At 37.9% G+C, this 24,744-nt stretch carries 25 protein-coding genes and 1 pseudogene; 16 read left to right on the plus strand and 10 right to left on the minus strand.

Annotation, left to right across the window (positions count from 1 at the left end; all coding sequences use genetic code 11):
* Window positions 1-3 precede the first annotated feature (3 nt).
* Window positions 4-774: an SDR family oxidoreductase gene (locus tag RB214_RS08220; RefSeq protein ID WP_165744342.1), complete on the plus strand. Its 771-nt coding sequence runs from the start codon at window positions 4-6 to the stop codon at window positions 772-774.
* A 684-nt stretch (window positions 775-1,458) separates the two neighbouring features.
* Window positions 1,459-2,226 carry a hypothetical protein gene (locus RB214_RS08225; RefSeq protein WP_024605402.1) on the plus strand — a complete coding sequence of 256 codons (768 nt, stop codon included), beginning with the start codon at window positions 1,459-1,461 and terminating at the stop codon, window positions 2,224-2,226.
* A gap of 28 nt (window positions 2,227-2,254) precedes the next feature.
* Here the strand turns inward: RB214_RS08225 and RB214_RS08230 are convergent, their stop codons facing one another.
* Window positions 2,255-3,523, minus strand: a complete 1,269-nt coding sequence (locus tag RB214_RS08230) for an IS110 family transposase (protein ID WP_002963310.1) — start codon at window positions 3,521-3,523, stop codon at window positions 2,255-2,257.
* A gap of 355 nt (window positions 3,524-3,878) precedes the next feature.
* On the opposite strand from RB214_RS08230, the gene RB214_RS08235 reads away from it, so the two are divergent.
* The 3 genes from RB214_RS08235 (at window position 3,879) to RB214_RS08245 (ending at window position 5,640) form a co-directional block, all read left to right on the plus strand.
* Entirely contained in the window at window positions 3,879-4,100 is a 222-nt protein-coding gene (locus RB214_RS08235; RefSeq protein ID WP_002961860.1) for a hypothetical protein, read from the plus strand.
* 635 nt (window positions 4,101-4,735) lie between these two features.
* Complete coding sequence (locus RB214_RS08240) at window positions 4,736-5,116, plus strand: hypothetical protein (RefSeq protein ID WP_024593617.1); 381 nt, start codon at window positions 4,736-4,738, stop codon at window positions 5,114-5,116.
* Window positions 5,117-5,217: 101 nt separating this feature from the next.
* A complete protein-coding gene (locus RB214_RS08245) occupies window positions 5,218-5,640 on the plus strand; it encodes a retropepsin-like aspartic protease (RefSeq protein WP_024604412.1) in 423 nt (140 codons plus the stop codon).
* A 113-nt stretch (window positions 5,641-5,753) separates the two neighbouring features.
* On the opposite strand, the gene RB214_RS08250 is transcribed toward RB214_RS08245, so the two are convergent.
* Together RB214_RS08250 and RB214_RS08255 are read right to left on the minus strand one after the other, a co-directional pair.
* Window positions 5,754-6,782 carry a methionine synthase gene (locus tag RB214_RS08250; RefSeq protein WP_024604411.1) on the minus strand — a complete coding sequence of 343 codons (1,029 nt, stop codon included), beginning with the start codon at window positions 6,780-6,782 and terminating at the stop codon, window positions 5,754-5,756.
* Between the two features lie 78 nt (window positions 6,783-6,860).
* Window positions 6,861-7,838, minus strand: coding sequence for a DUF1852 domain-containing protein (locus RB214_RS08255; protein WP_024604410.1), 978 nt, complete (start codon window positions 7,836-7,838; stop codon window positions 6,861-6,863).
* A 628-nt stretch (window positions 7,839-8,466) separates the two neighbouring features.
* On the opposite strand from RB214_RS08255, the gene RB214_RS08260 reads away from it, so the two are divergent.
* From RB214_RS08260 to RB214_RS08285, 6 genes are all read left to right on the plus strand, one after another.
* On the plus strand, window positions 8,467-9,216 hold the full coding sequence (locus tag RB214_RS08260) for a spermidine synthase (protein ID WP_002960918.1): 750 nt from the start codon (window positions 8,467-8,469) through the stop codon (window positions 9,214-9,216).
* Window positions 9,217-9,352: 136 nt separating this feature from the next.
* Window positions 9,353-10,366: a DUF5924 family protein gene (locus RB214_RS08265; RefSeq protein WP_182194502.1), complete on the plus strand. Its 1,014-nt coding sequence runs from the start codon at window positions 9,353-9,355 to the stop codon at window positions 10,364-10,366.
* A gap of 292 nt (window positions 10,367-10,658) precedes the next feature.
* Entirely contained in the window at window positions 10,659-11,462 is an 804-nt protein-coding gene (locus tag RB214_RS08270) for a hypothetical protein (protein WP_309168840.1), read from the plus strand.
* A gap of 274 nt (window positions 11,463-11,736) precedes the next feature.
* On the plus strand, window positions 11,737-12,396 hold the full coding sequence (locus tag RB214_RS08275) for an NADPH-dependent FMN reductase (RefSeq protein WP_024604406.1): 660 nt from the start codon (window positions 11,737-11,739) through the stop codon (window positions 12,394-12,396).
* A 267-nt stretch (window positions 12,397-12,663) separates the two neighbouring features.
* Window positions 12,664-13,113, plus strand: coding sequence for a hypothetical protein (locus RB214_RS08280; protein WP_309168842.1), 450 nt, complete (start codon window positions 12,664-12,666; stop codon window positions 13,111-13,113).
* A gap of 199 nt (window positions 13,114-13,312) precedes the next feature.
* Window positions 13,313-15,130 carry a serine/threonine protein kinase gene (locus tag RB214_RS08285; protein WP_309168844.1) on the plus strand — a complete coding sequence of 606 codons (1,818 nt, stop codon included), beginning with the start codon at window positions 13,313-13,315 and terminating at the stop codon, window positions 15,128-15,130.
* Window positions 15,131-15,236: 106 nt separating this feature from the next.
* On the opposite strand, the pseudogene RB214_RS08290 reads toward RB214_RS08285, so the two are convergent.
* Window positions 15,237-15,768: pseudogene (locus tag RB214_RS08290) on the minus strand (hypothetical protein).
* Window positions 15,769-15,781: 13 nt separating this feature from the next.
* On the minus strand, window positions 15,782-16,786 hold the full coding sequence (locus tag RB214_RS08295; protein ID WP_309168847.1) for a YHYH protein: 1,005 nt from the start codon (window positions 16,784-16,786) through the stop codon (window positions 15,782-15,784).
* A 206-nt stretch (window positions 16,787-16,992) separates the two neighbouring features.
* Here RB214_RS08295 and RB214_RS08300 point away from each other — a divergent pair, with 206 nt between their 5' ends.
* Complete coding sequence (locus RB214_RS08300; RefSeq protein WP_138489047.1) at window positions 16,993-17,424, plus strand: DUF3859 domain-containing protein; 432 nt, start codon at window positions 16,993-16,995, stop codon at window positions 17,422-17,424.
* A gap of 98 nt (window positions 17,425-17,522) precedes the next feature.
* Here RB214_RS08300 and RB214_RS08305 read toward each other — a convergent pair whose 3' ends face one another.
* From RB214_RS08305 to RB214_RS08315, 3 genes are all read right to left on the minus strand, one after another.
* Window positions 17,523-17,939, minus strand: a complete 417-nt coding sequence (locus RB214_RS08305) for a VF530 family DNA-binding protein (protein ID WP_002960902.1) — start codon at window positions 17,937-17,939, stop codon at window positions 17,523-17,525.
* A 72-nt stretch (window positions 17,940-18,011) separates the two neighbouring features.
* Window positions 18,012-19,004 (minus strand): MDR family oxidoreductase, encoded by a 993-nt coding sequence (locus tag RB214_RS08310; protein WP_290192057.1) that lies wholly within the window; start codon window positions 19,002-19,004, stop codon window positions 18,012-18,014.
* 49 nt (window positions 19,005-19,053) lie between these two features.
* Window positions 19,054-19,689 (minus strand): TetR/AcrR family transcriptional regulator, encoded by a 636-nt coding sequence (locus tag RB214_RS08315; RefSeq protein ID WP_290192058.1) that lies wholly within the window; start codon window positions 19,687-19,689, stop codon window positions 19,054-19,056.
* 399 nt (window positions 19,690-20,088) lie between these two features.
* Here RB214_RS08315 and rmf point away from each other — a divergent pair, with 399 nt between their 5' ends.
* Window positions 20,089-20,259, plus strand: coding sequence for a ribosome modulation factor (gene rmf, locus RB214_RS08320; RefSeq protein WP_002960897.1), 171 nt, complete (start codon window positions 20,089-20,091; stop codon window positions 20,257-20,259).
* Between the two features lie 65 nt (window positions 20,260-20,324).
* Here the strand turns inward: rmf and fabA are convergent, their stop codons facing one another.
* On the minus strand, window positions 20,325-20,840 hold the full coding sequence (gene fabA, locus RB214_RS08325) for a bifunctional 3-hydroxydecanoyl-ACP dehydratase/trans-2-decenoyl-ACP isomerase (protein WP_002960896.1): 516 nt from the start codon (window positions 20,838-20,840) through the stop codon (window positions 20,325-20,327).
* 203 nt (window positions 20,841-21,043) lie between these two features.
* Between fabA and RB214_RS08330 the strand changes: the two genes are divergently transcribed.
* The 3 genes from RB214_RS08330 to RB214_RS08340 are packed head-to-tail and all read left to right on the plus strand — an operon-like array spanning window position 21,044 to window position 23,149.
* Window positions 21,044-21,901, plus strand: a complete 858-nt coding sequence (locus RB214_RS08330; RefSeq protein ID WP_024595367.1) for a 6-carboxytetrahydropterin synthase — start codon at window positions 21,044-21,046, stop codon at window positions 21,899-21,901.
* Window positions 21,894-22,712, plus strand: coding sequence for a M23 family metallopeptidase (locus RB214_RS08335; protein ID WP_182194524.1), 819 nt, complete (start codon window positions 21,894-21,896; stop codon window positions 22,710-22,712). The genes RB214_RS08330 and RB214_RS08335 overlap by 8 nt, the downstream gene beginning before the upstream one ends.
* A gap of 5 nt (window positions 22,713-22,717) precedes the next feature.
* Window positions 22,718-23,149: an acyl-CoA thioesterase gene (locus RB214_RS08340; protein WP_007582749.1), complete on the plus strand. Its 432-nt coding sequence runs from the start codon at window positions 22,718-22,720 to the stop codon at window positions 23,147-23,149.
* 267 nt (window positions 23,150-23,416) lie between these two features.
* Here the strand turns inward: RB214_RS08340 and RB214_RS08345 are convergent, their stop codons facing one another.
* Window positions 23,417-24,739: a Na+/H+ antiporter family protein gene (locus RB214_RS08345; RefSeq protein ID WP_182194527.1), complete on the minus strand. Its 1,323-nt coding sequence runs from the start codon at window positions 24,737-24,739 to the stop codon at window positions 23,417-23,419.
* Between the last annotated feature and the right edge of the window lie 5 nt (window positions 24,740-24,744).

Here is a 24,744-nt window from a genome sequence, read left to right on the forward strand (position 1 = left end):
CGCGTGGAAATTAAAAATAACACGGTAGTAATAACCGGTGGCGCACAAGGTTTAGGCTTTGCAATGGCGCAAAAGTTTGCACTTATGGGTGCTAACATTGCTTTAATAGATATGGCGCAAGATTTAGTAAACACAGCATGCGAGCAATTAACTCAGCTTGAAGGTGTAACCAGCAATATTAAAGGTTATGCCGCAAACGTAACAAATGAGAGCGAAGTAGAAAGCGTATTTAATACCATTAACAGCGATTTTGGCCACATTGGTGTGCTTATAAACAACGCCGGTATTTTACGCGACGGCATGTTTATAAAGGCTAAAGATGGCAAGGTCGTTAAAAAAATGTCTCTTGAGCAATTTCAATCAGTTATTGATGTAAACCTGACCGGTGTGTTTTTAGCAGGGCGGGAAGCTGCAAGCCACATGATTGAATCAGGCAAAGGCGGCGTTATAGTCAATATGTCGAGCGTAGCGCGTGCAGGTAACATAGGCCAAACAAACTACGCGGCATCAAAAGCAGGCGTAGTGGCACTTACCACCACATGGGCTAAAGAACTTGGTCGATTTGGTATACGCGTAGGCGCTATTGCGCCAGGTGTTATAAGCACCGCCATGACCGACGCCATGAAGCCCGAAGCCAAACAACGTATGCTCGCAGTAACGCCAGTAGGGCGTTTAGGCGAAAGCGACGAAATTGCCCATACTGCACAATACATAATCGAAAACGACTTTTTTACCGGCCGTGTGGTTGAAATAGACGGCGGTATTCGTTTGTAAAGTAAATTTGAGGTTGAATTTAAAAAAGCATGGCTTTTGGGGCGTGCTTTTTTGTTTTAAATCGGGGAGTTTATAATCTTGAAAAGGACTGATAACGGCGTTGGCATTTTATTGTGAAATTAGTTGCTCATTTGCTCTTAATAAAACCTAATGAGAGTGGCTTTTTAATCACTTCTTTAAATAAAAAGCTCAACGCATTTAAGGCTTGTGTTTGAGGTTATGAGCAACATTTTGTTGGTTGACTAAACGAGTTTAAAAAAGCTAAAAAAAGTTCGACCTCATTATTTCCCATCGTTGTTGGGTGCCTCATAGAATTAAATCAAATAAACGAAGCTATCCAGTATAAGTACGCTTTAATAGTACTTTTAGCATAACGCTTTAGATACATTTGTTCGGCTATCATAGTTAAAAAGGTGATTTCATGATATGAATCTCTAGTAAAAGTTAACTGTATATACAGACAGTGCTTGTTATTTTATCCAATATTACTGATCTCCACCATTTCGGTGCATTTGTGCATTGATTAAAAATATTTTCCAGTTAACTAATTGTTTACAGGTGTTTATTTGATGGTTAAGATAAATGCACTGTAATATATGGACATTTGTCGGTTTATAAAACGACAAATGTCGTAGACAAAATTGTTATGTGTGTATCAACTTTGAGCACCTGAGGTCTATATAAATGACAAAAGATGAAGTAGTCGTTTCAGATGCACTAGTTACTCATTACTTAAATAATGGTCATAAATCTGTAACTTATAGTGAACCACCACAAGATCCACCTGATGTTATTTTAAATATCGATCAGGTTAGTTATTCGGTAGAAATTACTAAAGTTGACGAAAACTCTATAAACAGGAGAACAAACTTAGCACATAGTTATCATGGTTTTATTAAAGAAGTGATTGCTAAAAAGCAAAGCGTATTGCCGAAAAATATTAGTTACTTTATTAGCGTTCGTCACTCAGGTATAAAAGTTGGAAAAATAAGAAAAAAATTCATTCGTTTCTTTGAACAAAGGGTTTTAGCTCAAGGGTTTTCAAATGATGAATATATATTTTTTGAAGACAGTGTGAAAATAACATTTAAAAAATTCAACACTTCAAAAAATGGTCAACATTTCCCTATGTCTTTTTCAAATTCTCCCATAAGAAAAAGCAATGACATTAATAGTTTTTTAAACAATATGATACAACCGTTAGACGTTATATTTGAAAGTATTGTTAGAAAAAGCATTTGTGTGAAAAAACAAAAATGTAGTGAAGTTAAGCCACCAGTTTGGCTTGCATTACATGATTTTTATGCAAACAAATTTAGTGACGACGATAATGAGCAAATATTAATGTATCAAGAGGCTATTGATAACATAATTGAAAAGAATTACTTTGATCGTGTATTAGTTGTGCTGGAAAGCGGTGTTGTTGCAAGTTTGTTCGATAAACACACATAACAACACGCCCTGAGGTGGACAGCAAGCGCTAAAGCTCACTTTCCACCGCAAATTTTAACAGCGGTGATCCCTTACTTTTCAATGCGGTTAAGTAAGTTGATTCATCGTAGGGCGTATGTGTTTTCCAGCACCTAAATAGGATTCGTATCCACTTAAATGCCAATGATCTGATGATGGTATTATGAGGTTTTCCTTTGGCTTCTTGCTGCCGATAATATGCTTTAGCCCAAAATGAATAACGCACAGATAATCCAGCCCATTCCACAAACGTTTGCCTTAAAAACTTAGTGCATGAGTACCGCCAGTGTATCCATTCTTTCTTGCCACTGCGTTCGGTTACTGGAGCAATGCCTGCGTATTTTTGTATGTCAGCGGCGCACTTATAGCGCTCACGATTTGACCCCATAGCGGCTAATAGTCGAGGTGCTAATTGTGGGCCTGCACCTGGTAAACTATCAAAAATAGCGCGATCTGCATGTTGCTTATAAAGTGTTTTAATTTCGTCATCAAATCGTGTTATTGCCAACATCAGCTGTTTAAGTTGCGGAACGAGGCATTCAATAAGCAATAAGTTTGGCGTGATCACCGCCATATCATCGGTGAGAATTTCAGCATCCTTTATTTCTTTTATCCGCTTTTCATTAACGAGTGGGTAGCGGGAATTATGTTGATTAAAGAAGTCGAGTAGTGTTTGTTTTCTCGCTTTTTTAGCGTGAGTAAGAGAGGGCCAACGCAGTAAAAAGTCACAGAATATTTGAGTGTCTTTTTCTTTAAACCAATCAATCACGTGGGGATAATAATTTTTTAGCGTTGTAGCTATTTTATTGGTTAAATTAACACGATCTTGTACTAATTTACGGCGATATTCGACAAGCTGCGCAAGACACCTAACGTCTTCTGAGTCAGGTCTAATAACCGTTAATTTATCCATATGAAGTTGTAAAATTTCAACTTGAATAATCGCATCAGTAGGATCATCTTTAGCCCCGCTGTGCGTAAATGCTGCACGGTATTTAGCAACACTTGATGGGTTAATCACAAATAATACAATGTGCTTAAATTTACTGAGTGCATATATAAGTGGGCCTTTTTTTAGCTCACACGCGACAGCAACAGGTCTGCCGTTGTAGCGTTGTTTTAACTCAAGCGCCCATGCATTGATTGACTTAGGTTCAGAGGAAATCACACTTAAAAGTTGTGTATTTGTGTCGCGATTTATTTCACAAATATCGTGTTTACGGTCGGCCCAATCGATCCCGATAAGGGCAGCAAAATCTGAGACGTTAAAGGCTTCCATTTTGGGCCTCCTAGAGGTAAAGTGAAAGAATAGATAGAGGCTAATAGTGTTTCTCGCAGGTCTTATAGATAGTCGGCATTACGACAATCCCTGAGTATGCGTATTGAAACAAATTACTCCTGTTGATCCGAAAGTCTTGTTACAAACATTAATTGTTTCCGCTCAAATATTCGTAATCAACAGAAGCATATTCCATGTATTAATGAGATAGGTAAATACATTAATTAATGGAACGGAGTAACTATAAGACCTTCAAACGGACAAAAAACAGTTTGCTGTTTTCACTCCGTTCAACATTTTAGCAAACAATTTTTTGCCGCTTAAGGTGGCGTTATAACCAAAGGAGCTGTAGTGGATGGAATCAAAAGTAAAGTTAACTGGTGGCACGTTATTCGTAATAGCGTTAATTGTTCTCTTTTTGGGGAATGCACGTTCCATAGAAATTGTAGAAAAACTAGATGAGATACAGTCTGATGTTTCTAGTTTAAAAAGTGAAGTTGCATCTTACAAGCAGCAAGTTGAAATATTGAAAAATGAAAACCTTAACTTAAAAGAACAGCTTAGAAGTGGTAATTAGTTATAACAAGCTGTTAAACAAGGACAATGCTCCTGACCCGTTTTAGTGGACACCTCCTCATCACTTTGAGGAAAATAATGATTAGGATGACACCTATCCTAATCATTAGGAAAAAAGCCAACAAAAACAGTATGAAGAGTGCACTATTATAAATAATGAATCACGCAAAAAGCTGAGCTATGTAGACAAAATGAAAGTAAAAATAGACAGCACAATCGGGCTACGATATCTGTTTATTAAAGAATGGCAAACGACTCGGCTGTATTAAACCGGCTTTCCTTTAAATAAAAAGCGGAATATTACAGTGAACAAAGGCATGAATAAACTGACCTTACGGGGGCAAGCGAAAGTCAATGCCTTTACTTTATTGTGTGGCAACTGTATTGCCTTGCTCATAATATAGAAAAGCTGCAAAACACGATGAATTAAGAAGGGTAAGCCCTCTTACTCTAAATAAAAGCCACTCAACCACCCTTAATCCCTTCCAAAACGCCAATTAAAACAATATCAAACACTTCTATATTCTGTGTAAAAAGACAGTAATCAATTGAACCAAAATAGGAACTCAGCTATGGTTTGCTTATCAATAAAAACAAATAGAAACGAGTTAATCTACAGGCTCGTTAGGTAATTAAATGAATACTGCCATCGATGAAGTCACAAATAATTACCAAGACTGGAGCTTAGACAAATTATCGTATGTTGATGGGTTACTAACACTGAACCTTAAAACTTATATAAAAGGCGATGATCCCGTAAGGTTTATGGTTGTGTTTACGAATACCGTTTTATTTGAAACTTATGATGAAAGTAGCCATTTTCATGACTATCATCAAAACCGTGATTCGGGCGTAATCGGCGTGTATTCTGATTCAAGCTTATTGGAGTATGCTCAAACTAAAACGAATACTTTCAGTTTAAACAACAATAAGCTGTTTCATTATTCAGTAATGACTACAAATGAAATCATCCATGTTTTAACAAATATTGAGCCTCAGGTGATAAACGTTACCTAACAAAACGCGCTGAGGTGGGCGACTAGTAAAATTTGGCTATTAATTGTGGGAAGCTGAAAATAGTAAGTAAGATTTTAAAAACTTTATAACAAGGAACGTATATGAATTTATCTGAAGGCAAAACTGTAATTGAGTTTGAAATATCAGAAACAGGCCACCAAATTGTTGAAGCTAAAATTAACGGTAAATTGTTACGTTTTATTTTAGATACTGGCGCTGGAACATCTGTTTTAGACAGGGGATGCCTAAGTGAGTTAGGCATTGAAGAGACACTAAATGTTGAGAATGCAGCAGGCTTAGGCACTTCGGATCACGCTATGGGAGATATAGAAGTTCATTCAATTGAGTTTGGAAATGCCTTGTTTGAAAGTCCTGACTTTGTGTCACTTAATCTTGACCATGTTCAGGTAGCGGGTGGTGAAAAGGGAGTACATGGCTTGTTAGGCTCTCCCTTTTTTACCAAATACCAAGCAGTTATCGATTTTTCAAAAAATAGATTAGAGCTTTTTAATAAAAAAAAATAAAATAACTAACCTAAACTTTGTTCTTTAGTCGGTTTTAGCTAACGCACCATGTTTATGGATTTTACTATGGCATGGTGCGACAGTTGTTATTGTTTACAATTTGTATTTTAAAGCTACTTTTCTAGTTCTTTTCTTATAATTTCAGCCCCTGCGCTCAAGGCATTTAGTTTACCTCTGGCTATATGGTGAGGCAGTGGAGCCATGCCGCAGTTTGTACACGGGTAGAGTTTGTCGGCATCTACGAATTGCAGTGCTTTACGTAGCGTATTAGCTACTTCTTCTGGCGTTTCGATAGTATGATTTGCTACATCAATTGCGCCTACCATTACTTTTTTACCGCGAATGAGTTCTAGTAAATCCATTGGTACATGCGAGTTATGGCACTCTAGTGAGATAATATCGATATTAGATTGCTGAAGCTTAGGGAATGCTTCTTCGTACTGTCGCCATTCAGATCCTAGTGTTTTTTTCCAATCTGTATTTGCTTTAATGCCGTAGCCATAGCAAATATGCACTGCGGTTTCGCATTTAAGCCCTTCAATTGCGCGCTCTAAACAGGCGATTCCCCAGTCGTTCACTTCATCAAAAAATACGTTAAACGCGGGCTCATCAAATTGGATGATATCAACGCCTGCGGCTTCTAATTCTTTTGCTTCTTGATTGAGAATTATGGCAAATTCCCACGCTAGTTTTTCGCGGCTTTTATAATGATCGTCGTAAAGCGTGTCAATCATTGTCATTGGGCCTGGCAATGCCCATTTTATTGATTGCTTGGTTTGCTTGCGTAAAAATTTAGCGTCTTCAACAAACACAGGCTTTTGACGGCTAACAGGGCCAACAACAGTGGGTACGCTTGCGTCGTATCGGTCACGAATTTTTACTGTTTTACGTTTTTCAAAGTCAACGCCATTTAGATGCTCTATAAATGTAGTTACAAAATGCTGCCTTGTTTGCTCACCATCGCTAACAATATCAATGCCTGCTTGTTGTTGGTCGAATAATGACAAGCGTAGGGCGTCGTGTTTTCCTTGGGTTAATTCATCACCTTGTAATTTCCAAGGTGACCAAAGTGTTTCTGGCTCTGCAAGCCATAAAGGCTTAGGTAAACTGCCAGCGGTAGATGTAGGTAGTAATTTTTTCATAATAAATAATGCCGTATATTTTAGTTAATTATTAAACGTATCGTTAAGCGCGTTATTACTGCTTGTTACTATTAGTTGTTATGACAGATAGCTAGTAGAGAATTGCTCAAGAACTCTTTGGTACGGCTTGATAAAATGCTCTTGCGCAAACTTGCCTTGCTCGTTTGCTAACTTGCCGCGCTCTTCTCGGTCATACACAATTTGCGTTAGTGAGTGGTCCAAGTTTTTTAAGTTTGGTTTATATGATTTACCCGCTGTTGCGTTGGCATTATAAATCTCTGGTCTGTAGATTTTTTGAAACGTCTCCATCGTACTAATGGTGCTTATAAGCTCAAGATTGCTGTAATCATTAAGTAAATCACCAAAGAAAAACAATGCTAAAGGCGCTGCACTATTTGGCGGCATAAAGTAACGTACCTGCAAGCCCATTTTTTTGAAGTATTGCTCAGTTAAAGACGATTCATTTGGTTCGTATTCAACGCCAAGTACCGGGTGTTGGTTTTCAGTGCGGTTGTAGGTTTTGTTATCTGACACACTTAGGCATATAACCGGTGGTTTTTTAAAGTTTTGTTTGTATGTATCCGAATTTACGAATGACTGAAATAGTTTGCCATGTAAAACCCCAAAGTCATCTGGAATGCTAAATTGAGACTTACCTTTATTATGCTCTTGTAGAAGTACGCTAAAATCGTAGTCGCGCACATACGATGAAAAGTTGTTTCCTACAATGCCTTCAATGCGCTTATTAGTTTTATGGTCAACAATATTTGTTTTTAATATTTCGATAGAGGGGAAGCTTTCGCCGCCATCTTCAATACCTATTTCAACAGAGATAATTTCAAGCTCAACAGCATAACGCTCACCTTTGGTGTTATCCCAATGGGCTAGGGCATTAAAACGGTTGTTAATCATGTTTAAGGCGTTACGCAAGTTTGCTTTGCGGTATTCACCTCTGGCTAAATTAGCAAAGTTGGTTGTGATACGCGTATTAGTTGATGGATGATAATTTTCGTCGAGTGAAACGCTCTTTATATTAAATGTAAAATCTTTTTTCATCGTGTTTATATCCAATTTTATAATTTAAACCTGATTGATGCTTTGCGCTTTACTAGCCTTACAACACAACTTACTAAGCTGGCTTAGCTGGTTTAGGTATTCAGCAGCTTTAAGTTGTTAGCAATAGTGTTTAGCGCTAAGGGATGAGTAATTTATACGTTGATTGGGATATGAAGAAAAACGGTTTAATTTCACATAAAACATGAGTCATATTCATTAATCATTATTGTTAGATTCGATTACGTAGTAATTGGCGAAAAAAAGGCACAAATCGATAAAAATAAGGTATGGATGTTTAGCCGTTTAGACTTCTTTGGTGCTGGCGTGTACTTTATTCATGTTGAACATGAGGAATATTCAAAGGGGTTTTTTATTGCTATAACAGTACATTAGCCAAATTTTTAGTAGGTTAAGTCGTTGCTTGTACTAAGAGTCATCACTGGAAACGTTTTAATTAGCTATAAAAGCATATACTTCAGCTCATCTAGCCTAAATGATAAACCGACTTTTTTGAGTACGTATATAAATGCTTGTAAATTAATAAAAGCGTTATTAGTCATATTAGTAGCAATGGTAGTACGTTAACTAAGTTATACTCGTTTTTTATCACTTCACCTATTGAGTACTCGTGGATATCAAAGGCACTTGTATTGCATCAACTATTGATGAGCATGGCCCTGTTTATGTATATCAAACAAAAAAGAATCTAATTCTCAGCTTTGACGGAAAAATTTATCAAAGCTGTATTAAGTTAAATAATATTAACGGGTTAAGCTTAGCTTATACGCAAGCTATGATGGCTGCGCTTTTTTTTATACCAAATTTAAAAACCGCGATGATAATGGGACTTGGGGCGGGCTCTATAGCAAAAAGTCTTTATCATGCGTTTCCTGCACTAACTATACATACCGTTGAATACCGTAAAGCCGTTGCTGAAATGGCTATAAAATATTTTGAACTGCCTGTGTCAGAACGTTTGTTTATTCACATTGATGATGCGGCAAACTACATGAAAAAAACGCAGATAAAAACGGATGTTATTTTTTCTGATTTATATAGCTCAGAAGGGATGGAATCAGATCAGGTGCAATCATCCTACTTACGTGATTGTAAAAATGCGCTCACTTTTGATGGTGTTTTAGTACTTAATATTTGCCATACCAAAGTTGGGCAAAGAGAAGAGTTCGATCAACTACTTGATAAAGAATTTGCAGGACAGATTTTTAGTTTTATTATTGAAGGCGGCAATAAAATTGTTTTTGCTTTTAACAATAAAATGCCAGTACTTAGTGAGGATGAATTACTTGCTAAGGCTCACACGTTACAAAAATTAATAAACGTAACAATGACGCGCTATGCCGAGCTTTTATTTAATTAAAAATGGTTAGTTTGATGTACTGTTAAATGGCGCGTTTGAATCCATCCGTCTATCTGTTGTTCATTTAAACTTGGTTAAACTAATCATACTCTGAATAAAAATAATAAAGTACGTACCCGTACGGAAACACTCATACATGGATTACTGTAAAAATATAATCGCTAAATTTATAAGCGCGATGCAAAAGCGGCCTGGATTATTGGCTGTATTGGCGTTTTTGTCGGGCGTTGCCAGCTTTGCACTTGTAGATAGAAAAGAGTCTTTTTCGCAAGTTATTGCGATATTTTTACTTTTTAGTTGGTTGTGGCTAATTATTGATAATTGGCTACGAGACAAAGTAGAAGAAAAATTTGGTGTGGCTGTATCTCCTAATGTAATGCGTTTTGCTCTACAAATGGTACAACAAGAAAGTCTATTTTTTGCTTTGCCGTTTTTTTTAGCGGTTACGCAGTGGGACCATCCTCAAGCGTTTTTTACCTCCCTCATTGTGGTATGTGCGGTTATATCGGTAATCGACCCCTTTTATTATAAGAAGCTTGCTAAAAACCTTACGTTATTTAGTGTGTTTCATAACTTTGCTTTATTCGTTGTTTTACTTGTTACCTTACCTATTTTGTTAAACCTTACAACGAGCCAAAGTTTAGCTGCAGCCCTTGTAACGGCTGTAGTGGTTACTCTTCCGAGTTTAAACAATTTAATGCCTAATGCACGCTGGTGGCGTTTTCCTATTCTTGTATTGATTTTATGTGCATTGAGCACTGCTGTGTGGCAATTAAGAAGCTATGTGCCTCCTGCAGCGCTGCGATTAACCGATATTACGTTAGCTCATGAAGTTGATTTACAACATAAAAAGCCAGTTGGGAGTATTAAACAGTTAGACTCTTATACACTGCATCATCAAGGTTTATATAGTTGGACCGCTGTTAAAGCACCAAGAGGCTTAAATGAAAAAATATTTCACGTGTGGCTTCATAATAAAAAGGAAGTTGATCGGATCACGTTAAATATAAATGGCGGAAGAGAGCTAGGTTACAGAGCATGGACCCACAAGGTAAATTTTCCTAGAGACTCTGTTGGTAAGTGGCAAGTAAAAGTAGTCACCGAGTCAGGTCAGCTAATAGGTTTAACGAAATTTACTGTTACACCTTAATTAACTTAGCTGGCTGTATTTTAAACACATAGCTTATATAGTTTTTGTATTCCAAACTAATGGACATAGTTTATGAGTATTGCTTTTGAGATTTTTATTTGGCTAATTGTTGAAACTGGTTTGAGTTTTTTATTTTACTCGACCGGTTGGCTGCTATTAAAAGTGGTAACGTTGGGGCAGTATAAAAGCGAGTTTAAAGACTTTGCATCTATGTTTGTCCCGTTACCGCACTTTTTTACACTTTCTACTTATAGCTTTCCTGTTTTTGCAATAGGGAACACCTCACTAATAAATGACTCACTATTTAAAATATGTATTTGTTATTTCGACTCTAGCGGGAGTAAATGCAGCTTACGCACAAGCAAAATCACAAGAGCACTACCAAGAGCTTGAAGTGGGCGTAGGCGGAAATATTAAGCATACTAATAATAACGTAAATTATAAAAATAAAGAGTTTGATTTACATATTCACCCATTATGGGAAAGCCGATATGTAACCGAAGGTCGGGATAACCTTGCCGGTAATGGTATTGCATCAATTGCTACTGAGTTTAATTATAAAAACTTTGCGGTGATCCCTTGGGCGGCAAAAGGTATTAGTAGTGATTATTCAGAGCTGAATTTAAATGCTATTTATACCGCTCACTTATCTGAGCGGATAGAGATGTATGTAGGTTATAACTATATTAAAGCTCGTGAAGAAGGCATTGATGCTCACGATAATGAGCTAAGCCTCGACTTTGCGTATTTTTATGCAGACGATATTCAGTTATTAAGTAGTGTTTATCATTCATTTGATGCCAGCGGTATATTTTTGGAGATGGCAGTAAAAAAAGATTTTTATATTAACGATTTACTATCAGTAGATATTCAATCGGGCGTGGGGTTTAATGCGGGGTATGTTAATGATGGGCACAACGGAATTAACAACGTAAAGTTTACTGCAAACTTGTCGTATCAGCTTTTTAATCAGTTAGCCTTATACACATATACAAGCTATAGCATTGCAGTTAATAAAGATGAAAAACGCTTTACAGGTGACGAGACACTTCGAAATATATTTTGGGGTGGTGTAGGGATAAGTTATCAATACTAGGGCGTGCTTTTTCAAGGTTGAGTTTGAAGCAGTGTGTTTTACTTTTAGGCAGTTCAGAGCCCATTGGTAAAACCCTTGCTGCATGATTAAATAGATCTTAGGAGCAAATAGTAACACACGATAAAGTATGTTTAACGGCGCGGTTGTTGCTAAATTTCAGTTTTAAATTTAATTATTATTATGCTTTGAATCAATAAACTATGCGTATGTGTAATACACAATAACTAAAAAATGTTAGTGTTTAGCTATCGTTTAAAAAAGTTGAGAATTACATATGAAGTTTTTAGTATTTTTAGGCACAGTACGCGATAGCACTCCACCAAAACCAGCTCGCTTGGGCTTAAGGGTTTCTAGTGCTTGTATAGAATGCTTAACAGAGCATTTTGGCGATCATGAGTTTGAGCTAATTGATGCGTTGGATTTTCCTAGCGAAAACGTATTTAAACCACATTTTGCATACGCTAAAAGTAATGCACCTACAGAGCTCACTCTTTTAGCTGATAAAATTAAAGCCGCAGATGGTTATATAATGATTAGCCCTGAGTACAATCACAGCATGAGTCCAGCCCTCGCTGACTTACTTAATCATTTTGGTAGCTCACTATTTTCGTATAAACCAAGTGCAATAGTAACTTACTCAGCAGGACAGTGGGGTGGCGTAAGAGCGGCCATTAGTATGCGCACATTTTTATCTGAACTTGGCTGTTTGCCGGTATCAGCTATGATCCACGTACCAAAAGCGCAAGATGTGTTTAGTGAGGATGGCAAACCTGTTGCAGGAGAGAGTCAATCATCGTGGTTTAATTATTTCTCACGCACGTTTAGCCAACTAATATGGTGGGCGCAGGCTGCTAAAGAGCATACCGAGGTGGTTGACCCGCAAAGTTTACTAAAAAGCTTTAAAACAGCTCCTTCTCAGCGTAATGCACCTTAATACTCGCTAACTAATTGTTTGGATTGATTATAGAAACATGGCTGCATAAAGTGGTATCATTAACGCTACATATTTTTAATAATGCATAATACCAATTCTCAATAATAGTTAATCAATTTAAGGGATTAAATCGCTAACTGCATTAAAAATTTTTGATATAGAACAACTCAATAACGAAATTTTTGCTTTGTTATCAACACGATTTTCTTGTTTCAAAATAGATTACTTAATTATGCGAATTGGTGTAAGAAACAAGGAAATTGTGTCTTGAAATATCTAGCCTTACTAAGTGTGCTAACGCTTAGTGCATGTAGTTCTGTTCCCCATAAAATTGAAATGAGCCAAAGTACGGCTGCAAATATGAACCTTATTGCTTTAACTGAGCAAAGTGCACCAAAGGGTGTTGCTGGCACTTACCAGTTTCATATTAAAGCGGCGGGAGCTCAGGGGAGTTGGTTGTATTTAAATACAGAAACTGATTATCGTGATAGGCGTTCTATTACGATATCAATACAGCCCAATGTGGTAGCAGAGCTTCAAAGTAAATACGGGCAACCAGCAGACACCTTTTTTATTGATAAAACAATAGAAGTAACAGGCGAAGCTAAACGAGTAACTATCGATTTTATGAGCCGTGGTAGAGCCTCTAATAAATATTATTATCAAACGCACATAGCTGTGTCATCAATTAAGCAGCTTCGTGTTATTAAAAGTTAGAAAAAAACAACGCACTGTATTTATATACAGTGCATTGTGAAAAGCTTGCTTTGAGCTTTAACGTTTACACTTAAATTTACTGTTCTGGCACTATTTTAGCGCTGTTTTATTCAACGATTTCAAAACTCCTATTTAACCTATTGTAATCTCATTATATAAAACTAATAATTAGTTAGTTTTATAAGTTTGAGTACCTGTATTGAAAGCCAAAGAAATCCGCAATTTTTATATCAACGAAGAGCAATCTGTTTATTTGCTTTCGCACCGCGATGCTAAAAAACACCGCCAGTGGCTTAACATTTGTATTAAGCAGTTAACACTGCTGGGGTACAAAAATGTAGAAATGATTGGCTCGGGTGCTTTTGGTTTTGTGTTTGCAGGAGATGACGATAACGGCTTACCTTGGGTATTTAAGTTTTCGCGTATTACGCTTGCCCAAAGTGTGCGTGACCGCTTAGAAGATGAAGCGTATATGCTTTCGCAAATTGATAATCCGTTAGTGCCTACCTTTTATGCTTTTGAACGTATTAAAAAACAAGGGATTTTAATGATGGCACGCGCCATTGGAGAGGACCTTGAAAAAGTATCGCTTAAAACAGGGCGCTTTAGTGCCGCGCAAATAATGGCGCTCGCGGTTAGGCTTCGTAATGTACTGGTTGATTTACGCAGTCATAAAAATGGCATTAGCCCACAACCTATAGTGCATGGCGATATAAAGCCTTCAAACCTTGTATGGGATGCAAGCACTGATGCGCTGTCGTTAGTGGATTGGGGTAGCTCTGTGTATGCACAGTTAGATAGTGATGGTAATCCTGTTGCGAGTAACTTTATGGATTTAATGTCGGGCGATTTAAGTACAACTAATGCGCGTATGGGCGATGTGTACTTTATTGGTGAAGCGCAAATGTCGGGGGAGCAATCATCCCCACGATTTGACGAACAAGGTGTAGCCGCTACGTTGTATGCGCTAGCGTCGGCGCAGTCGTGTCGCTTTGGTGCGCAAGCCATCCCTGCAAGCAGCTTAGGGCTCCCAAAAGAACTGGCTAAAGTGATTGATGGCATGCTCTCTAAAAGTAAGGCACAACGTGATGGTGCCGGTGATTACTTTATGCGTAACATTACAACTATGGCTAAAGCGTATTTACCTGAGCTTGATAAAAAACAAAAAAAAGCAGATATTCCTTTTTGGTATGGCAAGGCAGAGCAACCCGACACGGTTGTATATAGTTCACGAAAACAGTTTTTACGCCAAGCCGATCATAACCAGCAATTACTAGATATAAACGACGCGCAACTTGACCGTTATTATAAAGAGTTTTTGTTTGATACAGGCGATAACGAAAAAGCATTTTTAGCATCAATAAGCCGATTAGCTAAGTACCCTGTTGTTGGTGGGCTTAGTTTTCATTGGAAGGATGAGTCGATGTTTGTTGAATCGTCTTTAATTATGCATGACGAATCATTGGGTGATGCCTTTAGTGATGCTATTAATAACACGGTAATGCTTGCGCAAGCGATTAATCAAAAAGGGTTATTTAAGTGTTGTTTGTTTGATGCCCGTAAAACTATTCAGTTAGAGCGAGATGGCACGGGTGCATTTAAGTTTGATAGCCTACCGGAGCTTGAATACGAAGTTGTAAGCATGAAGGCAAACGATATAACCCGCCCGCATTCATATTTTGAAGACGGTAAAGACCCTGATGAGCAACTACAGCTACCTAAAAAAGTTATTAAATGCGTATTTGAGCTTAACCAAATTCATCATACGGGGTGTATTATTTTTGAAGCACTGCCCGACAGAATGAAGATTCACCATTACTACCGCTTACTCGATTCGAGCAAAGAGGTTGAGTTTAAACGTTTGCTAAATAAACTTATGCAATACGCGGTAAATATTACGGACGTGGGTGTTGCGGGCTTTATGAAGCTCCCATATAAAAACACCCGTGAGTTTAGTTTATGTGAGCAGCAAGAAGAGCATTATTTTCCTAAAAATCCCAAGCTTGTATCTTTATAGAAAGAACACTTCACTAAAGAGTGTTAAATAAGAAGACAAAGATAAAAAAGAGCACAAATTGGTTTAACTTGTACTCTTTGCCACTTAATTATTTAGGTAAGTATTACTAATTATTAAACACCTTACTAAAGGGCCACGTTGGTGATAGCTCAAATTGATGAGTTAGCTTTTGCGTTTTTTTTAATCGCTGTAATTTGATAGTGCTGCTTGTGCTCATTGTTACTAAATAGCTTAACGTTAAAGTTAACCTTGGTTAGTTTACTAGGCAAAGAGTAGCGCCCAGTAATGGTTGCTTGGTCTATATTGTCGTTTTTATGTGTATGAGACGCTTCTGGCTTTAGCAAAAGTCCGTCAATAGTAAATTTATATTGATGATCCGCTAAATAAACGTTCTTTTTAACTCGTTTAGTTATTAGCTTTTTATGAGCGTTAAACTCAATTATTGACACTTTGCCATCCTTGTTTTCATCAACCCCCTTAAAAGCCGACATAGGGATTGAAAGTACAATAAACACGTTATTATCAACAAAATTCAGCGTACCGTGCTCTGCAACCATTAAATGCGCGTTTGCTAATGTTGATGTACTCAATAAGCCCAATGTGGTTACACTTAACAGATAATTTTTCATATAAGTCATAACTTACTTCTAATTAAACTTCGCCTTTAACGCAGCGTTGAAAAAACGGGTAAGTGTCTGTTGAGTAGTAGTGGTATATCCCATCAGGAAACTCAGGTGTTACGCCAACGCGGCCATTACATTCATCTAAATCACCAGAGCCTGCTACGTATTCCCAATCTTGTGCAAATGTACCTAGTGGGTATATATCGGTAGAAGGGCGGTTTGCGCTTACAGATGTTATGTGTTGGTAGCTACCGGTCATTACGGTTAGCGCTGAAGTTGTATCATTTGAGTCTGAATAGCCGTAACGTGCATAAATAGGAAAGCCGTCTGCTGCCCAGCCTATTAGAGTCATAGTGGAGCTATTGCCACCTCGCAGTGTTACAAAGCCTTCAGGCATACCATGATAATGATATGTGCCATCGGGTTGTACGTGTGCATTGTTGTCGTCTGTTCCAAAACTAAACGTGTCTTGGCTTAAGGCTTCTATGTTCCAATTACCGCTGTTGTCGCCTAAATCGCAATCGGTGCCTGAATCATCGCAACTTCCGCCTGTGCCGGCGTCTATTTTAATGCCGTTAAGTACAGCGCCTATCATTCCGCGAGGGCCACCAAGCATGGTTACTTGTGTTGTTTCTACAGGCTCAAGTGTGTAGCTTTCATTTACTGATTGTTCAGAAATAGTATTTGGGTTATCGGCATTAGGGAATGTACCTACTTCGTGATCAGGTATCCCATTAGCTACTAAGTCGCGTGTAGTTCCTGTGCATGACCAATCTGCAGCGCTGGTGGCCTGTACTGACTCTGACTCGTTATATTCACTGTAGCTATATTCACAAAACACGCCTTGGGTTGAGCTACTCGTACCTGTACCGTTATCTGAGGTGGTTGATGATGAATCTGTAGTTGTTGAGGTATCAACTATGCCTTCTTCACCTCCACAAGCAACTAACGATAAAACAACTAGAGCCAAGGTGCCTAGCTTTATAGCATTTACCCTATTTGAGTTTTTATTATTAAGTGCGTGTAGTTTCATTGCTGCTTACCTGATCAATTAAGTTACTCAAACAATAATCAGCAATTGTGCAAATAGTGTGTAAACAATGATGACAAATTAGCAATGATGTAAATAGACAAAGTATTAAAGCTAAGTTGAGATTTAACTTTATTGAATTGTGTTTTATTTTAAAAATTCAAAAAGTTAAACTAATGCAAAAATAGCTAATATAAAAGGTTACCTTAATGGCTAAAACAAAACCTGTAGTGACGTTACAAAGTCACGGTATTTACTCTAAGTGGGACAGCGAAAGTAAAGCATTGCCACAAATAGAGCAATTTACAACAAATGTAATAGCTGAGGTAGATGTTGAGTTTGGCTTAATCGTAAATATTAAAAAGGGTAAAGGCGAAAAGCTTCACTATTGTATATACCATCCAGATATTCCAGACAGTGACGGTGATGTAATGGACCCCTTTGAAGGCGACGTATACGTTAAAAACAGTGATTGGAACTTTTATTTAGGCGACACGCTTTGGTTACCAATAGAGAATAAGTTGGGTGATTGGCGTATGACGATTGAGCTAAATGGAAAAATTATTGCTGATAAAACTTTTAAGGTGGCATTAGAGGTAGAGCGTACTGAAACAGATTTTTGGAAAAACCGAGGGTATTGATTTCTATTTGTTAGCTATATGGTGTGGATGTAATAGAAATTAATAAAAGAGACTTGTAGAGCCATTTAAAATAGCTCTACAAAATTAAATTAGCGTGTTTAGTTACCCCAAGGGTTACTAGAATTAGAGCGTTGTTTACGATCGCGAGCACGTTGCTTTGATGCTTTTTTTTCCATAATACGTTTTGCATCACTAAAACTTAACTCACATGGCTCACCAGGTTTATGATCAGCTGGGATAACGCGATCACGTGGCGGTAATTCGTATTGCACATCATCAGGTCTAGGTAAGTTTTTAAGACGATAAAGGTAAAAGTTATCTACTTTTTCTTGTGCCCATTGTGTTTTACGTAAAAATTTAACCGCTGACTTTATATCAGGATTGTTTTTAAAGCAGTTAAGTTGTAAATAAGCGTGTAGGAGCTCCCACCCGTATTGTTCAACCAGCTCTTCAACCACTTGTTCTAATTTAACGCCTTGCAGTGGATTATTACTGAAAAGTTCTTGGTTGCTCATAGGTGTTGCCTCGTTATTAAAATACAAATTGCATTATAAATTTAATAACGAGGCTTTAACAGAGTAAATAGCTTAACTTTGACAATTAACTACAACACGACCGCGAATTTTGCCTTGCATAAGTAGCTCTGCGTTATCAATGGCGTGTTCTAGTGATATTTCTGTCGAAATTTTATTTAAGTAATCAGCGCTAACTAATTTTGCTAAACGATCCCACGCTTCAATTCTGTCGGCTTTAGGGCGCATTACGCTATCAATGCCTATTAGTGACACTCCACGTAATATAAATGGGGCAACTGAGGCAGGTAAATCCATGCCTTGGGCAAGTCCGCAGGCGGTTACTACACCACCATATTTTAATGATGCACAAATATTGGCAAGTGTATGGCTACCTACTGAATCTATTGCCGCTGCAAAGCGCTCTTTTTGCAAAGGCTTACCAGGATTTGAAAGCTCGTTTCTGTCAATTACCTGTTTAGCACCTAACTCTTTTAAATATTCACTTTGATCTAATCGAACAGTAGCTGCTGTTACGTTGTAGCCAAGCTGGTTTAATAAATAAATAGCAAAGCTGCCTACGCCACCATTGGCACCTGTTACCAGTATTTCGCCAGATTCAGGAGTTATTCCTTGTTTTTCAAGTGCTATAACACTTAGCATAGCGGTATAACCGGCTGTACCTATTTGCATCGCTTGTTTTGGAGAAATACCTGCAGGCAAGGGGATTAGCCAATCGCTATTAAGTGCCGCTTTTTGAGCAAGCCCGCCCCAATGTTTTTCGCCTACACCAAAGCCATTTAATATTACGTTATCGCCGTTTTTAAATTCATCGCTGGTGGAATTTGTAACCGTACCCACTAAATCGATACCTGGCACCATTGGAAAACTGCGTACAACGGGGCCTTTACCAGTAATTGCTAAACCATCTTTATAGTTAAGTGTGCTGTATAGCACGTCGATAAAGACGTTTTCGTTTGGTAAATCACTGCTTTCGATAGTCGATAATGAGGCGCTGTAGTTATTATCTTCTTTATTAATAACAATGGCTTTAATTGCGTTATTCATAGGATATCCTTTTAGACCGATCGTCTTTTAATTGGTAAATAAAAACGCATTAGGTTAGTAATGCGCGTAAAAACATTTCTGTATATAAAGTAAGTGGGGTATTTGATTTTGTGAGCTTGGCGCGCATAACCGCACCTTCCCAGCCAATCCAAAAGTACTCACTCATCAATTTTGTATTTACATGGCTTGCAATAGTGCCTTGTTGCTTAGCTTGGTTTAAGCAAACCTCTACATGGTTTTGCCAAGCGGTGTAGCTTTGCATTAATCTGGCTTTAAACTCACCACTTAAATGGTTAAGCTCTTGATTTAAGTTACCGACTAAACAGCCACGTTTGTAATCGTATTTTTTCATTCCTTTAATTGCGCTTTGGGTAAAATTAACGATTCGCTCAAGTGGGGGAATATCTTCTTGCTGTAGGTAATGGGTAAGCTTTGCAATAAAGTAACTGTCGTATGCATCAACGAGGGCAATGCCGTAGGCTTCTTTACTTTTAAAGTAATGATAAAAGGAGCCTTTAGGTACAGCCGCTTTTTTTAAAATAGTATCGAGCCCCGTGGCGCTAAAGCCAAATTCAGTTAAGGTTTCTAGGCCCGTGCGAATAAGTAACGCTTTGGTATCGGCGTTCTCTCTGGCTATTTTAGGTGGGCGACCACGGCGTATTGGTGTTGATGTATTTTTGTTCATGCACACATATTAGACCGGTCGACTTTAAATAATCAAGTATAATATTTAATTGTTCAAAAAGAATGCAAATCGGGTGAATAAAAATAACTGAAATAAAAGTGTCACGATTACATTTTTGTTTGGAACTTAGTCAATATTAGTCGGTCACAAATAAAGCACATAAGTGCTTTTTAGCGATTATTGAGTCGCATTTTATTTAGCATAAAACCGGTCAAATTAAATGTTGTATGACCACTTACTTTTTTAAATGTTAATTCATTTTTGCATCAGCAGCTTAGTTAAAGTCAAACAATTTAATTGCTTTTACGATTTGAATTTTACATTTTTATTAACTATTCATTAAATGTAGATTTCACTAATGCTACACAATATACAAATAAAAAGGTGAGGATATTACCGATGAAGAGACAGAAAAGAGATCGTTTAGAAAGAGCTCATTCTCAAGGTTTTAAAGCAGGTTTAGCAGGTCGCTCAAAAGAGCTATGCCCTTATCAACAAGTAGATCCCAAATCAGAGTGGTTAGGAGGTTGGCGTGAAGCGATTGAAAACCGCAACATGTACAAAACCTAAAATCAATAATCGAATTTAAGCAAAAAGGCCTCCACGTTGGAGGCCTTTTTGTACGCATTTAAAAATTAAAATGCACTAGTGTCTTGGAACAAGCCCACTTTTAAATCTTTTGCTTCGTAGATTACTCGGCCATCTACTTCTACAGTGCCATCGGCAACGCCCATAAACAATTTACGTTTAATTACGCGTTTCATTACAAGACGGTAAGTTACTTTTTTATTAGTTGGTAAAATTTGGCCAGTAAATTTAACTTCACCCACACCTAGGGCACGACCAAGACCAGGGCCACCAGACCAACCTAAGTAAAAGCCAACTAGTTGCCACATAGCATCTAATCCTAAACAACCTGGCATTACTGGGTCGCCTTTAAAATGGCAATCGAAAAACCACAGGCTAGGGTCAATATCAAGCTCAGCAACAATTTCGCCTTTACCATGAATTCCGCCATCAGCAGTAATAGAGGTAATGCGGTCCATCATTAACATGTTGTCACTTGGTAAACGGCAGTTGCCTTCACCAAACATTTCACCTTGACCACACAGGATCAACTCTTCTTTTGTATAGCTATTTTTAGGTTCCATAACACTTATCTTCGCTTAGAAATTGCCAAGTACTTTAGCGTACACTTGTACGCTAAACAACTCGGAGCAGTTAAAAAATCAAAATATTGCATATTAAATCATCAATCAATCAACGCGATTGGTTTTTGCACTATAAAACCGCGCAATTACAATCAGAAATCATTATAATTAACGCTGTCTTATAACCAGTCTAAAGGAAGTTTATGATCCTTTTTGTTAACTCACTAACTGTGATTGATTTTTCTTACTTATGTAACAAACGCGGCGCCGTTGGCGAGAGCTGGATTGTTGATTTAACTTTGCACGGTAAACTTAACGAAGAGTCTATGGTTTTAGACTTTGGTTTAGTTAAAAAGCAAATTAAAGGCATTATAGATGAGTGTATTGATCACCGTTTAGCAATTCCTACGGGCCTTAATGGCACTGTATCTGAATTTGACGAGCATAAAACACTCGACTGTACATTTGGTGAAAACAACCACTTAGCTATGAGTGCTCCTCATCAAGCTTATTGCATGATTAACGCAGACGAAGTAACGGTTGAATCGGTTACTGAATTTTTAATTGCGACTATTTTACCGAAGCTACCAGATAACATTGAAAAAATTGAGCTGTCTCTTAAGCCAGAGCACAGCCAAAGTTTTTACTATCATTACAGCCATGGCCTTAAAAAGCATGACGGTAATTGCCAGCGTATTATTCATGGGCATCGTTCTCAAATTGGTATTAGCCTAGATGGCATCTCTATGCCGCGCTTGCAAAAAGAATGGTCTCAAAAGTGGGAAGATATTTACTTAGCCACCAGTGAAGATCAAATTAACGCAGCTGATTTAAAACACATAACAGCCAAAGCGGGTGATGTATGTTTTGCTTATACATCGGCACAAGGCTATTTTGAAATGGCTATTAGCGAGTCTCGTTGCGATATTTTACCAGTAGATACCACTGTAGAATGTATTGCTGAACATGTAGCTGGCCAAATTAAAGCCCAATATCCAGAAAAAGCAGTGAAAGTAACCGCTTATGAAGGTGTTGGAAAAGGATCGATTAGTTATGTTTAAAACACTTTTAGCAACAGCGCTTGTTGCCTCTGCTAGTTTTAGTGCTATGGCGCTTGAGTTAAAAGGGCATTTAACTCAGGGCGGTTTAGTTACTGGAAAGTTAGAAAATGTTAAATCAGTAAGCTTGGATGGCAAAGACTTAAAAATTTCAGCAAATGGTGATTTTGTATTTGGCTTTGGTCGTGACGCTGATACTACTCATACTTTAAAATGGGTAGATAACAATGGTAAATCGCATTCTCAGCCAATAGCTATCACTAAGCGCGAATATAAAATTGATAAAATTACCGGCGTAGCTAAAAAATATGTCTCTCCGCCAAAAGAAGTTAGTGCGCGTATAAGCCGCGAAGCAGTTGCGGTACGAAAAGCCAGAGAAGTAGAGTCTGATTTATTGTACTTTTTAGATCCTGTTTTAAAGCCTGCAGAAGGGCGCATATCGGGTGTTTATGGTAGTCAGCGCTATTTTAATGGCGAGCCTCGTCGTCCGCACTTTGGCTTAGATATTGCGAATAAAACAGGCTCACCTGTTTACGCGCCTATTAGTGGTACCGTGGTATTTGCTGAACCTGATTTATACTACTCTGGCGGTACATTAATTATTGATCATGGCCATGGTATTACCTCAACTTACATTCACTTAAGTAAGCTTGATGTAAAAGTGGGTGATAAAATTGAGCAAGGTAACAAAGTGGCTGAAATTGGTGCAACAGGGCGTGTAACGGGTCCTCACCTAGATTGGCGTTTTAACTGGAAAGGCGAACGCCTTGATCCTGCATTACTAATGCAAGATACATTAGCAAACAAAAAGTAGAGATTATGACTGACGTAAATCGCGATGCAATAATTGCTCAGCGTATTGAAGACTCAACCACATCGGTAACTAAAACTGTGTTTCCAGGGCGTACTAATCATCACAATACTTTATTTGGTGGTGATGCATTGGCGTGGATGGATGAAGTGGCATTTATAGCTGCTACGCGTTTTTGTCGTAAACCTTTGGTTACCATATCTTCCGATAGAGTTGATTTTAAAGAAGCGATACCAGCAGGTACTTTTGCAGAGTTAATTGCTAAAGTAGTCCATGTAGGTAACACCAGCTTAAAAGTTGACGTAGATATATTATTAGAAACTATGCACAGAGATGATAAGCACTCTGCCATTAGTGGTAGCTTTACGTTTGTTGCAGTCGATGATAACCACAGACCGACTCCGGTAGTATGCGACAAAATGATTTATGGTTTTGATTAACTTAAAGCTTTGAATATGCGCTAAAGTAAATTTATATAAGCACCTTAATTGGTGCTTATATAAATCCTTTAAAGGAACACATCATACTAGGTGTTCATTAAATATAACCTCAACAACAGAGTTAGTATTAACTAAAAAGTAATCATACAAGGGGGATTGATAGGGGTGAGAGTTGTTGGGTTTGGATACTAAAAAGGTATGCTTTTAACATACCTTTTTGGTTATATTTAGCTTTTAATTACATTTATTAAACTTACATAAATGTGATTAAAGTACCATTGCTGCAATCCAGCCAAATATCAGCAGCGGAATGTTAAAGTGAATAAACGTTGGAATAACAGAATCTCTAATGTGGTCGTGCTGGCCATCGGCATTTAAACCCGATGTTGGGCCAAGCGTTGAGTCTGAAGCAGGGGAGCCTGCATCACCTAGAGCGCCCGCAGTACCAACAAGCGCAGCGGTAGCCATAACAGAAAAGCCAAGGTCTAAACATAAAGGAACAAACAAAGTTGCAATAATAGGCACTGTTGAAAACGAACTGCCAATTCCCATTGTAATTAATAACCCGACTAACAAAATAACACCAGCGGCCAAAGGTTTATTACCATCAAAAAGGGCGGCTGCGCTGTGTACTAAGCTTGCTACATCGCCAGTGGCTTGCATAACCGATGCAAAACCTTGTGCCGATATCATAATAAAGCCAATCATGGCCATCATCGCAACGCCTTTACTAAATACGTCGCCGTTTTCTTCCCACTTAACTACACCAAAAACACTAAATATCATTACACCTACTAAGCCACCTAAAATCATTGAGCCACTTAGGTTTTGTGCAACAAGTGAGGCAAGTACTGCAAAAAGTCCTACAATCATTACTTTTTTAGGATTTTCTACCTCAGCCGATTTACTCACAGTTGTTAATGGGAGCTCTGTGTATTCGCGGCGTTTTTTGTAGGTAATAAATACCGCAATAAGTAATCCAATAAACATACCTAATGCAGGAATTATCATCGCCACGGGTACTTGGGTATTTACAATATCTAGGCCGTTATCAACTAGGTTTTTGTGCAAAATAGAATATAAGTAAATCCCCCCAAAGCCATAAGGAAGCACCATGTAAGACGTTGCTAATCCAAATGTTAAAATACACGCTATAGCACGCCTGTCTAATCTTAGCTGATTAAAAACAACGAGTAACGGCGGGATTAAAATAGGAATAAACGCTATGTGTACAGGGACTAAGTTTTGTGAAGAAATTGCACAACCCAAAATAATTAATAAAATGAAGTAACTTAAAAATGTTTCATTACCGCAGCCTTTTGCATTTACTTTAGCAAGTAGCTTATCAGCGAGAATGCGTGTTAAACCCGACTTAGAAATAGCAACGGCAAACGCACCGAGCATAGCATAACTTAGTGCAATTTCAGCTCCAGCTGAAAGGCCAGAATTAAACGCATCAACACTTTCTTTTATGCCCAAGCCAGCAGTAAGACCTGCAACTAACGCGCTTATGATCATGGCAACAATGACGTTAACGCGAGCCAGAGATAGCCCGAGCATTAAAATAACGCCTATAACAACAGCATTCATAGTAT

It is taken from the genome of Pseudoalteromonas sp. HL-AS1, assembly GCF_031198785.1.
GTDB classification, from domain to species: Bacteria; Pseudomonadota; Gammaproteobacteria; order Enterobacterales; family Alteromonadaceae; genus Pseudoalteromonas; species Pseudoalteromonas distincta.

Excerpts from the sequence above, each read along its gene's own strand:
- RB214_RS08225 (WP_024605402.1), top strand. The coding sequence starts at position 1,459 with ATGACAAAAGATGAAGTAGTCGTTTCAGATGCACTAGTTACTCATTAC.
- RB214_RS08230 (WP_002963310.1), bottom strand. The coding sequence starts at position 3,523 with ATGGAAGCCTTTAACGTCTCAGATTTTGCTGCCCTTATCGGGATCGAT.
- RB214_RS08235 (WP_002961860.1), top strand. The coding sequence starts at position 3,879 with ATGGAATCAAAAGTAAAGTTAACTGGTGGCACGTTATTCGTAATAGCG.
- RB214_RS08240 (WP_024593617.1), top strand. The coding sequence starts at position 4,736 with ATGAATACTGCCATCGATGAAGTCACAAATAATTACCAAGACTGGAGC.
- RB214_RS08245 (WP_024604412.1), top strand. The coding sequence starts at position 5,218 with ATGAATTTATCTGAAGGCAAAACTGTAATTGAGTTTGAAATATCAGAA.
- RB214_RS08250 (WP_024604411.1), bottom strand. The coding sequence starts at position 6,782 with ATGAAAAAATTACTACCTACATCTACCGCTGGCAGTTTACCTAAGCCT.
- RB214_RS08255 (WP_024604410.1), bottom strand. The coding sequence starts at position 7,838 with ATGAAAAAAGATTTTACATTTAATATAAAGAGCGTTTCACTCGACGAA.
- RB214_RS08265 (WP_182194502.1), top strand. The coding sequence starts at position 9,353 with ATGGATTACTGTAAAAATATAATCGCTAAATTTATAAGCGCGATGCAA.
- RB214_RS08270 (WP_309168840.1), top strand. The coding sequence starts at position 10,659 with ATGACTCACTATTTAAAATATGTATTTGTTATTTCGACTCTAGCGGGA.
- RB214_RS08275 (WP_024604406.1), top strand. The coding sequence starts at position 11,737 with ATGAAGTTTTTAGTATTTTTAGGCACAGTACGCGATAGCACTCCACCA.
- RB214_RS08295 (WP_309168847.1), bottom strand. The coding sequence starts at position 16,786 with ATGAAACTACACGCACTTAATAATAAAAACTCAAATAGGGTAAATGCT.
- RB214_RS08300 (WP_138489047.1), top strand. The coding sequence starts at position 16,993 with ATGGCTAAAACAAAACCTGTAGTGACGTTACAAAGTCACGGTATTTAC.
- RB214_RS08305 (WP_002960902.1), bottom strand. The coding sequence starts at position 17,939 with ATGAGCAACCAAGAACTTTTCAGTAATAATCCACTGCAAGGCGTTAAA.
- RB214_RS08310 (WP_290192057.1), bottom strand. The coding sequence starts at position 19,004 with ATGAATAACGCAATTAAAGCCATTGTTATTAATAAAGAAGATAATAAC.
- RB214_RS08315 (WP_290192058.1), bottom strand. The coding sequence starts at position 19,689 with ATGAACAAAAATACATCAACACCAATACGCCGTGGTCGCCCACCTAAA.
- rmf (WP_002960897.1), top strand. The coding sequence starts at position 20,089 with ATGAAGAGACAGAAAAGAGATCGTTTAGAAAGAGCTCATTCTCAAGGT.
- fabA (WP_002960896.1), bottom strand. The coding sequence starts at position 20,840 with ATGGAACCTAAAAATAGCTATACAAAAGAAGAGTTGATCCTGTGTGGT.
- RB214_RS08330 (WP_024595367.1), top strand. The coding sequence starts at position 21,044 with ATGATCCTTTTTGTTAACTCACTAACTGTGATTGATTTTTCTTACTTA.
- RB214_RS08335 (WP_182194524.1), top strand. The coding sequence starts at position 21,894 with ATGTTTAAAACACTTTTAGCAACAGCGCTTGTTGCCTCTGCTAGTTTT.
- RB214_RS08340 (WP_007582749.1), top strand. The coding sequence starts at position 22,718 with ATGACTGACGTAAATCGCGATGCAATAATTGCTCAGCGTATTGAAGAC.
- RB214_RS08345 (WP_182194527.1), bottom strand. The coding sequence starts at position 24,739 with ATGAATGCTGTTGTTATAGGCGTTATTTTAATGCTCGGGCTATCTCTG.